Genomic DNA, 13,940 nt, shown 5'->3' with positions numbered 1-13,940 from the left:
AATATGCGGCGGATGCGCCGGGAGTAGAAGTCGCGAAAACTGAACTGGGAGGTGGCCAGGCCCTGAAAAATGATCGTCGAGATCAGGAAGCCCGAGATGACGAAGAAGATGTCAACGCCGATGAAGCCGCCGCGAACCCATTCGGGATACGCATGAAAACCGAGCACGGACAACACCGCCACCGCACGCAGACCGTCGATGTCTGCGCGGTATTTGGGATGCGTCAGCGCATCTGTACTCGCAACCTCTCGCCCTTCAGCATCCATCCGTCATGCCCCATCCATCCGGATCAGGCAGCGTCCGCTTGCTTTGCCGGAGCGCATGTTTTCAATTGCTGTGTTGATGTCGGCGAGGGGCACGCGCTCTGTCAGCAGTTCCTTGAGGTGAATACGCCCGGCAACATACAGGTTCTGGTAGCGGGGAATATCTTCGTGGGGAATTGCTTCACCGCCATGTGACCCGGAAAGCACTTTTCCGAAATGCAGGGGCAGCGAGAAGATCTGAGTGGTGTTTCCTTTTCGGGGAACGCCGACCAGCGTCACGCGGCCTTGCGGTTTGGTGATGCCGTAACCCATTTCGATGATGGCTGGTTGGCCGGTGTTGTCGATAAACACGTCGAGGCCTTGCGTGCCGACGATGCGCTCGATGGCGGTCTTGGCATCTTCATTCTTCGAGTTGATGAGGTGTGTTGCACCCATCTCTTTGGCCAGTGCCAGGCGGTTGTCGTGAATGTCGACTGCGATGACAGGGTATGCGCCTACCAGTGCGGATGCCTGCACGATATTGAGGCCTACGCCGCCGGCACCGAACACCACCACGGATTCGCCGATCCTGACCTTGGCGTTGTTTTCGACAACACCAAAGCCGGTTGTTACGGCGCATCCGAACAGTGCTGCAACCTCTGGATCGCTGTCCGCTGGAATGGCCGTCATGCGGTTCTCCGCGACGATGGCGTATTCATTGAACGTGGCAATCCAGCCGGCGTTGAGTTTGTTGCCGCGCCAGCGATAGCTCGGTGGTGCGCCCTCGATGCCCAGGCCTTTTCGCCAGTGCAGTACGACCAGATCACCGGCTTTGACATGCTTGACGCCTGGTCCGGTCTCAATGACTTTGGCGGACGCTTCATGACCAAGCAAATGGGGAAGGAATTTGTCTTCGCCCTTGGCGCCGTCGATCTCGCCAAGTTGGGAGCCGCAAATGCCGCTAAAGAGCACCTTGACCAGCACCTGGCCGACCTCGAGTGTGGACGGCATTTCGATGTCGTCAACGATCAGTGGCTTGCGTTGTTCGACGAGGATCGCCGCCTTCATGGTTTTTGGAATGGTCATGCTGGGCTCACTCGAAGTAAATGAAGGAATGGTCGCCGGTGTAGCCGGTTTGCTTGAACCACCAGTCCCACTCTTCCGGCGTGCAGAAGGCTTCGCAGGTCACTTGCCAGTACAGCAGGTTGGCTTTCTCTTGCTCGTTGCGATAGGACTCCACGCACAGATATTTGTTTTTCTTGCCGACACGCTCCATTTCGCGCAGCGCCTTGTCGAGGTCGTAGTTGTGAAGGTTGTGCAGCGTGGTTATCGAGAACACAAAGTCAAAATGGTTGTCAGGAAAAGGCAGGCTGTTTGCATTGCCGACCTGCAGCCGGTCCTTGATTTCTTCTTTGGCGTTTTCAATGGCGTAGGTGGAAGCATCGATGCCATAAACCTCGAGGCCCGGCACCAGTTGGGTTAGCTCATAAAGCTGGAAGCCCTTGCCACAACCGATGTCCAGAACCTTGTCGCCGGCTTTCAGGCCGTAATGGTCGACCATGGCCTGGCCGACGGGCGCCCAGCGCCCGGGCATGTATTTGTAGCCACCGTAGCAGATGCGGCGGTCGCCGTCCCAATAGTCATAACCCCATTGCTTGGCCAGCGCAGCAGCCTTGGCCTTTGGAAACTCCGGCTCGTTGACGCGGGCCAGGTAGTCGCGGGTAGTGCTTTTGTGAACAGATGACAGAAAGTCGATGTAAGCCAATTGAGGTCCTTTAGTGGGCAAATGATTGATAGAGGGTTTGCGCCTTGAGCAACTGGCGTTGCTTGCGCTGTTCTGCGTCGTCCCCGGGATTCGCAAATGTCCTGCGTCTAGCGCCGGCTGGTAGAAATTCGTTAAGGATGATGCAGCACCACTTCAACTGGAACACGGGCTCAAGCAGGCGCACCCTGGCAGCCATGGTTTCAGGCTCCGCAAAAGGCGCCAGCACGGCGGCAAGGAACCTGTCAAAGTACTGCCGGGACACCTGCACCCCGGGATGGGAAAAGAAATCCCCCACCGCCTTGGCTGGGTCATCCCAGCCTGCATATTCAAAATCGATGAAACACAGTGTTCCGTCGGGTCTGACCAATGCGTTGTGAAACCCAAAGTCTGATGGTGACAGGCATCGCTGGGATGCGGGCAAATCGGCCTCGGGGTCGAGCCCCATTGCTTTGCATTCAGCTATCAACCGCGTTTTTGTCAACGCCCAATACTTTGCAAGGTCGGCAACAAAAGTTGCCGCGACGCTGTCGACTGAAGACTCGGGTTGCAAGGTTGCAAAACGTGCGAGCCTCGCATCGACCATCGCCAGGTGCGCGGCAACACTGAAACAGGCTTCCGACGCAGCGGGCAGGGCCCCAGCCGTCGCGCGGCTATGCGCTGTGTTCAGGCTCGCGAGAAACTGCGCGGCCTGCTCCATGTCTGTGTCTTTGATCTGCTGGGCCTGAAGTTTTTCGCCTTCGACAAACTCATACAGCGCAAGATGGTTGACCGGGTCTTTTCCCATAGGTTTGGGAACGCTGCGAAGTCCAGTGTCCCAGGCATGCTCGAGAAAAGCGTATTCAGCGCCCAGACGATCACGCAAATCGGCTGGGTCATGGAAATACCACTTGAGCACCAGGTTTTCGTCAGCGGTGTTGAGGACGAAGACGCGGTTGTTCCCACTGGCCGACAATGGCTGCAGCTCGAACCCCTGCTTTTCCCGCCCAACAGTAGCAAGCAACTGCGAGACGGCAGGTGTCAGGGACTCTGGCGCCATAGAGTCTCCAGGCGGCTACGGACTTCGGGCCAGTTAGCGGCGCGCGGAAGATCCTGCGCAGCATGATGGCCGTCCGGATCGAAGAGCACTTTGTCAGCGGACGCCGGAAACCCCGGGGCCAGCAAGATCTCCGGAAGATCGTCGACGTAGACAGTGCAGCCGATGTCCGTGATGCGTTTGCACTTGGCTTCTTTGGTGAGCTCGAAGTGAACGCGGTCGACCGGAATCAGGGGGCCGTCCGCATCGGTCAGGTACAGGCTGATCCAGTGTCGCGCTGCCTCGTGCAGGTCATATTGCTTGCCCAGAAACGGGTGCTTCGTCTTGTGACTCACGATGGACATCGGAATGCCGTTGGCGCGGGCCCATGTCAGGCAGTCGATGACACCCGGGTAAGCCTGCGCTTCATCCATGCGGCCGCCATAAACGTAGCCTTGCATTTCGGTCCAGACCGGCTCTTTGCCGATCAACCGCAGATGGTCCCGTACGCTTACTTTGGAAACCGGAATTTCTTCAGTGATCCAGCCGCCTTCCATGGCGACTTTATGAAAAAGCCCGTCATAGCTGACGATAGTGTTATCAAAGTCCAACCCAAGGTGCATGGGCATTCTCAAGGACGAGGAATGACTGCAGCCAGAGCCGCCAAAGTCCGGGTCGCCATGTTGTCGGCGGTCAGTCCATATTTTTTACGGGCGTAAACCTGGCTGCCGATTTCGTGCATGAACTCGTCGTCCGTGCCAAAGCTCAGTTGCCGAACGTTGTCGGGCTGAGCCATGCGCCACTCGGCGACTGCGCTGCCAAAGCCGCCAATGCGGCTGTGCTCTTCAACCGTCACCAGCAATTTGAAGCGACTTGCCGCTTGCTGCAAGTATTCGGCATCGAGCGGCTTGACGGTGTGAAAGCTCACGACCTCAGCCGAGATACCTTTAGCCGCCAATTGGTCCGCTGTTTTGAGCGTCTCAGCCATCATGTTGCCTGCGCAAAGCAGGGCGACGTCGGTTCCTGGGCGAATCACCAGGGCTTTGCCGAGGCGAAGGTCAGGCAAGCTCTTGTGAATGTCTGCCTCGCCCTTTTTGCCGATACGGATGTACGTTGGGCTGTCGTCTTTGAGCACCTCATGAAGGGCTTGGCGGAGTTCTGACGAATCGCAAGGCGCAAGCACACGCATGCCAGGCAACGTGCGCAAGATGGCCATGTCTTCGAGCGAATGGTGGGTAGGTCCCAGTTCTGCGTAAGACAAACCCGAACCCGTGCCAACAATGACAACCGGTGCATGGTGGTAGCAAACGTCGACACGAATCTGCTCGAAGCAGCGGGTAGTGGTGAAGGGCGTGATGGTGTAAACAAAGGGTCGCAGGCCAGACAATGCCATGCCTGCAGCGACGCCCATCATGTTGGCTTCCGCAACGCCGCAGTTGTAAAACCGCGATGCATCGACCACGCGAAGCTTGTCAAAAAGCCGGTTGCCAATATCGCCGGACAAAACGACAACGCGTTTGTCTGTGGCGGCGACCTTTGTCATCTCTTCTGCAAAGGCGTTTCTCATGCTGCCACCCCAAGTTCAATTTTCGATTGTGCTACTTCGTCTGCAGTGGGGATTCGGTAGTGCCAGTTGTTGTCGTCTTCCATGAACGACACACCCTTGCCTTTGACGGTGTGGGCAATGATGGCGGTGGGTTTGCCATTGGTGTTCGGGAATTGCGCCAAAGCATTCAGCAATTCGGGGTAGCTATGCCCGTCCACTTCGACAGCGTTCCAGCCAAATGCGCGCCACTTGTCAGCAAGCGGGTCTAGCGCCATGACTTCCTGGCTGCGGCCGGTGGCCTGCCATTTGTTGAAGTCAATGATGACGCAGAGGTTGTTGACCTTTTGTGCGGCCGACAACATGGCGGACTCCCAAACCGAACCTTCATTGCATTCGCCGTCGCTGAGGACCGCGTAGACGTTGTAGGACTGGCCCTGGATGCGGCCGGCAAGCGCCATGCCCAGGCCGAGCGGAAGGCCATGGCCCAGCGAACCTGTCGCTGCCTCGATGCCGTCCAGATGGTCGGGCGTTGGCGGATGCTCGGCAAACACGCCGCCGTCTTCACCGTAGCTGTCCAGGCGACTCAGTGGATAGAAGCCGCGCTCAGCCAGGACATGAAACAGTCCCATTGCACCGTGGCCCTTGCTGAGAATGCAACGATCGCGGTCCTTGCCGCGCGGGTTGCTGGTGTCGATGCGAAGCACGTTGAAATACAGCGCCGTCAAAATATCCACGCAGGAAAGGCATGAACCGAGGTGAGGGGTGCCGGTCTTCGACGAGGTTTCGATGATGCGCGCGCGAAGCTTGGCAGCCGTTTGCGCGAGTTGGGTTGGGTTTTGGGCTTGCATCAGGGTTTGTGGGAGTAGTCGTAAGAAGACGCCTTGAGCGCCTCGAAATTGTTTCGTACCCAGGCGATGCACTCATCGAGCCCGGCATCCAGGGTGACGTGGTCGGACCAGCCGAGTTCGGTGCGAAGCTTGGTGCTGTCAAGGTGGTAGGCTGAATCCTTGCCCATGCGCTCGCCGACGACCTCGACGTGATCGTCAAAATTGACGCCGAGCTTCTGGCAGATGCGCTCGACCAGCTCCTTGATGGACACGACTTCACTGGTGGAGATATGGTAGGTATCGCCGTTATTGCCCTTGAGCATGATCCGCCACGTGGCGTCGGAGACGTCGGACATATGTATGAACGAGCGTGTCGAAACGCCGCCGCCATGCAATTGCAGTTTGCGGCCCAGCAAAATAAACAGGATGGTGCGGGGAATGATGCGATACAGCTGTTGCCCGGGGCCATACACATTGGCGGCACGCGTGGTGACCACCGGGAAGTCGTACGCTGCACGGAAGGTGCGAAGACTCATGTCGGCTGCGGCCCGCGAGACTGCATAAGGCGTGCTGGGATTGAACGGAAAGTTCTCATCCACGAAACCGGAGCAGCTGCCATAAACCTCAGGCGTCGATACGTGGACGTAGCGTTCCAGGAAGTCGCACTTCCTCAGCGCGTCATGTAGTTTGACGGTGGATACCACGTTGGTCATGAACCAGTCTTCTGGAGTTTTCCAGCTTTCACCCACCATGCTTTGCGCTGCAAAGTTGACGACATGCTTGGGCTTGACCGAATGCAGGAGTGCCTCGATACCGTCGAGATCCTTGTTCAAGTCGAGCTTGTGAAAGGCAAAATTGCTGTGGTCCCGCCACTTGTACGGCAGCATCGCCGGGATAGGCTCTTCGGAACGGCTGGTGCCGATGACCTTGACCCCTTGCTGCAAGGCGAAATCTACAAAGCTGGCACCCGAAAAAGAGTTGCTGCCGATAACGAATACGGTTTCCATGGATACTGCTTATTTTTAATGTGTCAGGTAACGGCCGGCCTGTTGTCGTAAAGCCATTGCATCAACATATGTCCGACGACGAGCTGCATGTCTTCAGCGATCTGCATGTCGTTGACGGGAAAGTGAATGGCTACATCGGCCATGGCCAGGGCCTTGCCGCCGGAATAACCCAGGATGGCGTAACTGCGTACTTTCTTGATCCTGGCCTGCTCAAGGACCTGAAGGATGTTGGGGGAATTGCCGCTGCCGGACAAGGTGATCAGCACGTCGCCTTCGTTGGCAAGTACGGCGAGTTGCTCGCTGTAGATGTGGTCGTATCCGACGTCGTTGGCGAGGCAGGTCATGACCGCTGTATTGGCCGACAAGGCAACCGCTCGAATACCACCGCCGGTACGCTTGGCAACGCCATAAATGAAGTCATTGGCCAAATGCACCGCATTGCCTGCGCTGCCGCCGTTGCCGCAAAAGAACACCTGGTTTCCGTTGTCCCATGCGCGCTTCATGTCTTTGGCCAGCTCGGCCACACCCGACCAGTCGGACGTTTGCAGCACATGCGACAAGCGGTTTGCATAGTCGGCGAATCCTGCTTCCATCGGTACTTTGAGCTCCATCATGGTCTCCTACGCAGTTTGCTTGGACAGCACGGTTTGCTCCATCCACTTCAGGTTGTAGAAGCGGTCTTCGTCTTTCAACTCACCGGCACGGAATTTGGCGATGATTTCCTTGACTGCGTCTTCAACGCCCTTTTTCGGCTTGAATCCGGTTGCAAGCAATTTGTCCGAGTTGACGCGGTAGGAGCGCGGGTCGTTCGATTCGGTCACGACAATTTCAACCGGGACATGCTTCGTGACGATCTTGGCGATGTCAAGGATGGAGATGTTCTCAAAACCTGCGTTGTAGACGCCAGTCACCTCAGGGTGGTCAATCAGGTGCAGATAGACATCAGTGATGTCATCGATGTGGATGTTAGGGCGGGTCTGGTCGCCACCAAACACGGTGATCTTGCCTTTGCTAAGTGCCTGCATCGTCAAGAGGTTGACCGACACGTCGAGGCGCATGCGGGGCGAAACGCCGCAAACAGTTGCCGGACGCACAATCTGGACGACCATGTCGTCCGAATAGCTCAGCAAAACCCGCTCCCCGACCATTTTGGTCTTGTTGTACTCAGAGATTGGCTTGAGATCGAGCTCTTCGGTCACTTGCAGCTCGTCCTTCACCCCGTAGACGCTGCCAGACGAGGCATAGATGAAGCGTTTGACGCCTTTGCGCTTGGCCTTGTCGGCCAGCTGCATGGTTGCCAGCGCGCTGACTTCCCAAGTAAGTTTGGGATCCAGATCGCCACAGGGATCGTTGGCTATGGAAGACAGATGGATGATGCCGTCGATCCCATCGAGGTTGATGGCATCGATATTGCGCACGTCGCCTTGAATGACGGTAAGGTTTGGATGAGGCGGCAGGTAGTTGCCAAACCAGATTGTGTCCAGAACCACTACCTCATAACCCCTGTTCAGGAGCTTGGGAACAAGAACGTGACCTTTGTAGCCGCAGCCGCCGGTGACCAGAAATTTCATAATTGAGGTATTCAAGGTTAAAAAAGATGAAAAGGGTTAACTTTTTTCAATCGAGACGATTTTGCCATGCTCAAGCTTCAGGATGGTCCGGCACTGTTCCTTGATCATCGCGGCGTCATGTGAGGCAATGACGACGAGCCGTGCGTTGTTGACCATGTCTGTGAGCCGGCGTTTTGCCTTGTCGACGAATTCCGCATCGCCAACGCTGAGCCATTCGTCCATCAAAACGATGTCTGCATCTGCACTGGTTGCAATGGCGAAGGCCAGGCGCATCGACATGCCGCTGGAATAGGTCCGCATAGGCAAGTGGAGATAGTCGCCAATCCCTGCAAATTCCGCAATGTTATCTAGCCGCTCTTCAATCTGCTTGCGGGTCAAACCCATGATTCTGCCGCGTAGATAGATGTTTTCAAGCCCGGTAACTTCAGAGTCCATGCCCAAAGTGATGCCCAGCATGGAGGTTACCCGTCCGTGGATTTCGAGGCTGCCACTCGTGGGTTCGTAGATGCCGGCCAGCGCTTGAAGCAAAGTGCTCTTGCCGCTCCCGTTATGACCGATCAGGCCAACCCTGTCTCCCTCGCGAAACTCGAAGTTTAGCCCGTCGAGAGCGCGAACCAGCACGCGATTTGCCGCATCTTTGGCCAATACGCCGCCGGTGGCAATATTCACCAAACTTTTCTTTAAAGACCGGTTACTGCTCATCCCGTAGATCGGGAACTCGACAACCAGATTACTCGCTTTAACAATGGTCATTTTTGATTTTCGGGCTGGTCAGCGCCGTTAAAGCCAATAGGCGACGCGGGAGCGAAAACGCGTGAAAGCGAGCAGGGTCAAACCAAATCCGACTACCAGGAGCCCTGCCGCCACTGCCCAGCTGATCAGGCGGATTGGCTCAGCCAGCAAGGGTGCCCGCACAATTTCCATGAAGTGGTATAGCGGATTGAAATCCGACAGAAACCTGACTCGCGGGCTCAGCATTTCCGGGCGCCAGAGAATGGGCGACAAAAAGAATGCAACCTGAACAATATTGGCGATCAGTTGGGGAATGTCGCGAAAGCGCGTGCTCAGTACGCCCAGCAAGAGCGTGAACCAGAACAGGTTGGCAATGATGAGAACCAGCCCGATAGGCACCATCCACAGGTTTTTGAGTGTGGCAGGTGGGAAAACATACAGCACGACCACAATGATCAGGGCGTTGTGTGCCAGCATGATCAGGTTTTTGGCCAGGCCTCTAAACACGAAAACTGACAGTGGCAGCGGCACCTGCTTGATATAAGACTCAGCGCCAATGAATACTGTGCCGGCATCGTTAACGGAGCTGGAGATGAATGTCCACAAGATCAGGCTAATGGCCAGATGCTGGACATAATTCCCGACAGGTTGCCCGAGCAGTGCACCATACAGCGGCCCCATGCCTGCCACCATCACACCCGTACTCAATGTGATCCAGAAAGGTCCCAAGAGAGAGCGCCTGTAGCGTTGTTTGGTATCCAGCCAGGCCAGTGCTCCCCACAATGAGTACATGGTCAAACCGCGCTTGATGTCCAGGATTGCCTTGGCTCGCTGGGAGAGTTGAGAAATAGGCATCGCAGCGCTCAAAACTGAACTCCTGAGTTTGAAGAAGGATCGACTGGTCTGCGTGTCATGCCCCTGAACAACCGACCCAGATCTGAACTGCTGCATGCCTGGCTAAACGGCGTCCACATGTGGGCGTTCGTTTGGGAACCAGAATCGTTGTTGGTAAAGCAAGTAGCGCCAGAGGCTGGCGTTACTGCTCTTAAAGGCTTGTTCACCCAGCTCCTCAAGTTAAATCTCCGGCTAAAAACCTGCAGATTTCTATCCGCGGCATCTTATTCAAGGGGGAGGGGAGGGTAAACGGCAGGCTTCACGAAGCCACCGCATCCCTTGCAAGGGCACTCAAAATAATCAACAATTATAACGCTGACTTCTGCGCCGCCGCCCTGAAGCACTGGCGCGTGCGCGACCCCTTTACACGAACCCACATTCATCGTCCGATCGGCGAGAGCAGAATCAATGCGCCTTATTATTCTGCAGGCTGTGTCATCAGGGCCAAAGGGTGATGATCTCCGGTGCGCCTGGCTTCCAGGCCCCCATTTCAATAAATTTCCTGAATTTAGAATTGTGAACTTGCCAGTTGCGCTGATGCAGGGAAAACCGCAGGAAATAACAGTTGGAAAATTCGGACGATCTACTAACCGGCAAAGTATGCATATCAGTGGTAAGCCATGGGCATGGAAATGAGGTCTTTCAACTCATTTCCACACTGGAGGCTTTGTGCATTGAAACGGTAAAGCACGTGGTGCTGACAATCAATATTCCGGAGCCTGACTTACTCAATTTGATCAATGCGAGAAGCTGGAAATTCAAGCTGTCAGTCGTACAAAATTTGACGCCAAAGGGTTTTGGCGCCAATCACAACTCTGCATTTTTGAAATGCGACTGCGAATACTATTGCGTGGTCAATCCGGATATTGTTTTAAGTAATGACCCCTTTCCGGCGTTGATCGGCCAATTCAGGGATGCAGCAGTCGGATGCTCGTTTCCAGTGCAACTTGCAGAATCGGGGGCGTTACAGGACTACGCAAGAAAACGTCCGTCGCCGTGGGCTTTGCTTTCACGTTATGTCGGGCCTGATCGGCAACAGGCGACATCTTCGCAGCCGGAATGGGTGAATGGCGCGTTCATGGTTTTTCCCACGAAAATATTTGAAGAGCTCGGGGGGTTTGATGAACGGTATTTTATGTACTGCGAAGATGTTGATATTTGCCTCCGGCTTCAGATCGCGGGGTACAGGCTTGGACAATCGAGAGTTACGGTAACGCATCCTGCCCACAGAAATAGCCGAATAAATTTCAAACACCTGGCATGGCATATGACCAGCCTTTTACGTCTTTGGTCAAGCGATTCATACCGAAAATTTTCTCGCCTCAATGGGGCTCCCCAAAGCGTTGACAATGGATAGTGCGTACCGTTGGTGCAGGAACCGTTAGAGGCATATTTATGGTGGCTTTGCTATTTTGTAGCTTTCTCGTGTCCCTGCTGGCGACTATCTTTGTCATACGCGCGGTGCGGGGGCGTACGGGCCACTATGGCGAAGCCAAGCCCCAGCGCTTCCATGCGGGGGATGTCCCGCGCTTGGGCGGTGTGGGCGTACTGGCTGGCATAGCGGTGAGCTGGCTCGCTGCAGCTCTGGCTGAAAGCGTCGGCGTTTCCATCAATGTCGGCGTCGACTGGAAATTTGCTGTGAGCTGGATTGTGGTCGTGCTGCCGGCCGTGTTGGGCGGGGTCTATGAGGACGCAACACAGCGTCTGTCGGTGCGTTACCGGCTCGTGCTGACAGGCATCTCGGCTGTGCTGGCCTGTGGACTGTTGGGTCTGTCACTCTCGCGTCTGGGCTTGCCCGGGATTGACAACTGGCTGCTGGCAATGCCCTGGCTCGGTATCGCGCTTGCGGTATTTGCGATCTGCGGCTTGCCCCATGCGTTCAATATCATCGACGGCTATAACGGGCTGGCAGGAACGGTTGCCCTGCTCGTGTGCATGGCGATTACCCATGTGGCATTGCAGCTCGGCGACAGGCAACTGGCCGCCATGCTGATTTGTCTGGTCGGTGCGACCGCCGGATTTCTTTACTGGAATTACCCGAGAGGGCTGATTTTTGCGGGTGACGGTGGCGCCTATTTGTGGGGTATCGTGATCGCTGTGGCGTCCATCCTGCTGGTTCAGCGCCATGAGTCTGTTTCGCCGTGGTTCCCGATGCTGTTGCTGATTTACCCGGTTTGGGAGACGATTTTTTCGATCTATCGCAAGCTTGCGCGCGGCAGTTCCCCGGGCCTCGCCGATGCCTTGCATTTTCATCAGCTTATCTTTCGCCGTATTGTGCGTGGTGTGTTCCATGATGATGCTTCGCGTCGCATGCTGATGCGAAACAACCGAACTTCACCATATCTGTGGAGTTTCACCCTGATGACGGTGGTGCCTGCGGTCCTGTTCTGGCGAAATACGCTGGTCCTCATGATGTTTTGCGCGCTGTTTGTGCTGTCGTATGTCGGTTTTTATATCGCGATCATCCGTTTCAAGGTTCCGCGCTGGCTGCGTCGCTGAGGCTGGCACGCTGGCCGCAGCGATGCGGCACAATTCGGGCAATATTTCCCGGCAATACCTGCTCCCTGTGTTCCTGTTCCCTGTTTCATCCTGACAAGGCCCCGCGAATGACCACCAATACCGCCAACGACCCAGACCTCTCCCATGTAGGCCCGCGCGACAAGGCCGAGATCCTGGCCCAGGCGCTGCCCTACATCCGCAAGTTTCACGGCAAGACCATGGTCATCAAATATGGCGGCAATGCCATGACGGACCCGGCCCTGCAGGCTGATTTTGCGGAAGACGTGGTGCTGCTCAAGCTGGTGGGCATGAACCCGGTGGTGGTGCACGGCGGCGGCCCGCAAATCGAGGCGGCGCTGAACCGCCTGGGCAAAAAGGGGCATTTCATCCAGGGCATGCGCGTCACCGACGAAGAGACCATGGAAGTCGTGGAATGGGTGCTGGCCGGCCAGGTGCAGCAGGACATCGTCGGGCTGATCAACCAGGCCGGCGGCAAGGCCGTAGGCCTGACGGGCCGCGATGGCGGCCTGATCCGTGCGCAAAAGCTCAAGATGGTCGACAAGGATGACCCGACGAAGGAGCATGACATCGGCTTTGTGGGCGACATCGTCAGCATTGACCCCAGCGTGGTCAAGGCGCTGCAGGACGATGCCTTCATTCCGGTGATCAGTCCGATCGGGTTTGGCGAGGAAAACGAGAGCTACAACATCAATGCCGACGTGGTGGCGGGCAAGCTGGCCACCGTGCTGAAGGCCGAGAAACTGGTGCTGCTCACCAATACCCCCGGCGTGCTGAACAAGGCCGGGGAGCTGCTGACGGACCTGAGCGCCCGCGAAATCGACGAGCTGTTTGCCGACGGAACGATTTCCGGCGGCATGCTGCCCAAAATTGAAGGTGCACTGGATGCCGCCAAAAGCGGCGTGAATTCGGTCCACATCATCGACGGCCGGGTGCCGCATGCCATGCTGCTGGAAATCCTGACCGACCAGGCCTACGGCACCATGATCCGCTCGCACTAGATACCGTGATTGCGCGCCCACCCCCCTTGCAAGCGGCCACCGTGGAGCCGGCTTTGCCGGGCCACAGGTGGCGCCCCCTTGAGGGGGAGGTGCCGAAGGCGCCTCGGGGGGGAGTCTAGATGCGACTCTTACTGGTTGAAGACGACGTGATGGTGGCCAGCGGCATCAAGCTGGGGCTCAGTGACGCCGGCTACGCCGTCGACTGGGTCGGCAGTGCCGAACGCGCGGAGGAAGTGCTGCAGGGCGAGACCTTCGATGCGGCGATCATCGACATCGGGCTGCCGCGCATTGACGGGCTGGAACTGACGCGCCGCCTGCGCCGCGGCGGAATGGCCATGCCGGTGCTCATCCTGACGGCCCGCGACGCGCTGCAGGACCGTGTCCAGGGGCTGGACCTGGGGGCGGATGACTACATGGTCAAGCCGTTTGAGCTGCCCGAGTTGCTGGCGCGCCTGCGCGCGCTGCTGCGCCGCTCCCAGGCCGCCACCAGCGCCACACTGAGTTTTGGAGCGCTGGAACTGGACACGGCCAACCGCGAGGCGCGCGCCAACGGCCAGCTGATAGAGCTCGGACCGCGCGAATGGACGGTGATGGAGTACTTGCTGATTCACGCGCCCAAGCCGGCCAGCAAAGACAAGCTGCTGCAGGCCATGACAGGCTGGGACAAGGAGATCACGCCCAATGCGATTGAGGTGTACATCTCGCGTCTGCGCGGCAAGCTGGAGCCGCACGGCATAGCCGTACGCTCCATTCGCGGCTTTGGCTATCGACTGGAGCTGGTGGAAGTTTCCCCGGGGATGCCGTCCAGCGCTGGCGCTGAATAGGC

The 13,940-nt window shown here is 56.9% G+C and carries 16 protein-coding genes; 4 read left to right on the top strand and 12 right to left on the bottom strand.

Features of this window, described 5'->3' with window-relative positions; translation table 11 throughout:
- The 12 genes from AC1D1J_RS22275 to AC1D1J_RS22220 all read right to left on the bottom strand — a co-directional run.
- A partial coding sequence (locus AC1D1J_RS22275) for an acyltransferase family protein (RefSeq protein ID WP_477695892.1) occupies positions 1–266 on the bottom strand: 266 nt, incomplete at its 3' end.
- A 3-nt stretch (positions 267–269) separates the two neighbouring features.
- Entirely contained in the window at positions 270–1,328 is a 1,059-nt protein-coding gene (locus tag AC1D1J_RS22270) for a zinc-binding dehydrogenase (protein ID WP_477695891.1), read from the bottom strand.
- A 7-nt stretch (positions 1,329–1,335) separates the two neighbouring features.
- The gene (locus AC1D1J_RS22265) at positions 1,336–2,007 is read right to left on the bottom strand and encodes a class I SAM-dependent methyltransferase (RefSeq protein ID WP_477687172.1); all 672 of its coding nucleotides are present in this window, start codon (positions 2,005–2,007) and stop codon (positions 1,336–1,338) included.
- Positions 2,008–2,017: 10 nt separating this feature from the next.
- Positions 2,018–3,043 (bottom strand): aminoglycoside phosphotransferase family protein, encoded by a 1,026-nt coding sequence (locus AC1D1J_RS22260; protein WP_477687173.1) that lies wholly within the window; start codon positions 3,041–3,043, stop codon positions 2,018–2,020.
- Complete coding sequence (locus AC1D1J_RS22255; RefSeq protein WP_477687174.1) at positions 3,025–3,642, bottom strand: haloacid dehalogenase-like hydrolase; 618 nt, start codon at positions 3,640–3,642, stop codon at positions 3,025–3,027. The genes AC1D1J_RS22260 and AC1D1J_RS22255 overlap by 19 nt, the downstream gene beginning before the upstream one ends.
- Positions 3,643–3,650: 8 nt before the next feature.
- Entirely contained in the window at positions 3,651–4,562 is a 912-nt protein-coding gene (locus AC1D1J_RS22250; protein ID WP_477687175.1) for a transketolase family protein, read from the bottom strand.
- A gap of 20 nt (positions 4,563–4,582) precedes the next feature.
- Positions 4,583–5,413 carry a transketolase gene (locus AC1D1J_RS22245; RefSeq protein WP_477687176.1) on the bottom strand — a complete coding sequence of 277 codons (831 nt, stop codon included), beginning with the start codon at positions 5,411–5,413 and terminating at the stop codon, positions 4,583–4,585.
- A complete protein-coding gene (locus AC1D1J_RS22240) occupies positions 5,413–6,399 on the bottom strand; it encodes a GDP-mannose 4,6-dehydratase (protein ID WP_477687177.1) in 987 nt (328 codons plus the stop codon). The genes AC1D1J_RS22245 and AC1D1J_RS22240 overlap by 1 nt, the downstream gene beginning before the upstream one ends.
- A 23-nt stretch (positions 6,400–6,422) precedes the next feature.
- Positions 6,423–7,010, bottom strand: coding sequence for an SIS domain-containing protein (locus AC1D1J_RS22235; protein ID WP_477687178.1), 588 nt, complete (start codon positions 7,008–7,010; stop codon positions 6,423–6,425).
- A 9-nt stretch (positions 7,011–7,019) separates the two neighbouring features.
- Positions 7,020–7,970: an NAD-dependent epimerase/dehydratase family protein gene (locus AC1D1J_RS22230; protein WP_477687179.1), complete on the bottom strand. Its 951-nt coding sequence runs from the start codon at positions 7,968–7,970 to the stop codon at positions 7,020–7,022.
- 36 nt (positions 7,971–8,006) lie between these two features.
- A complete protein-coding gene (locus tag AC1D1J_RS22225) occupies positions 8,007–8,723 on the bottom strand; it encodes an ABC transporter ATP-binding protein (protein ID WP_477695890.1) in 717 nt (238 codons plus the stop codon).
- Between the two features lie 27 nt (positions 8,724–8,750).
- On the bottom strand, positions 8,751–9,569 hold the full coding sequence (locus tag AC1D1J_RS22220; protein WP_477695889.1) for an ABC transporter permease: 819 nt from the start codon (positions 9,567–9,569) through the stop codon (positions 8,751–8,753).
- Between the two features lie 592 nt (positions 9,570–10,161).
- Between AC1D1J_RS22220 and AC1D1J_RS22215 the strand changes: the two genes are divergently transcribed.
- The 4 genes from AC1D1J_RS22215 (at position 10,162) to AC1D1J_RS22200 (ending at position 13,938) form a co-directional block, all read left to right on the top strand.
- A complete protein-coding gene (locus tag AC1D1J_RS22215) occupies positions 10,162–10,953 on the top strand; it encodes a glycosyltransferase family 2 protein (protein ID WP_477695888.1) in 792 nt (263 codons plus the stop codon).
- Positions 10,954–10,991: 38 nt separating this feature from the next.
- On the top strand, positions 10,992–12,095 hold the full coding sequence (locus AC1D1J_RS22210) for a glycosyltransferase family 4 protein (protein ID WP_477687183.1): 1,104 nt from the start codon (positions 10,992–10,994) through the stop codon (positions 12,093–12,095).
- A gap of 107 nt (positions 12,096–12,202) precedes the next feature.
- On the top strand, positions 12,203–13,114 hold the full coding sequence (argB, locus tag AC1D1J_RS22205; RefSeq protein ID WP_457281195.1) for an acetylglutamate kinase: 912 nt from the start codon (positions 12,203–12,205) through the stop codon (positions 13,112–13,114).
- A gap of 119 nt (positions 13,115–13,233) precedes the next feature.
- Positions 13,234–13,938, top strand: a complete 705-nt coding sequence (locus AC1D1J_RS22200) for a response regulator (protein ID WP_457281194.1) — start codon at positions 13,234–13,236, stop codon at positions 13,936–13,938.
- The last annotated feature ends 2 nt before the right edge of the window (positions 13,939–13,940 follow it).

Source organism: Polaromonas sp. P1_F8, assembly GCF_056405635.1.
Note: the sequence above shows the minus strand (reverse complement) of the source record. Positions and strands in the feature narration are given on the sequence as shown.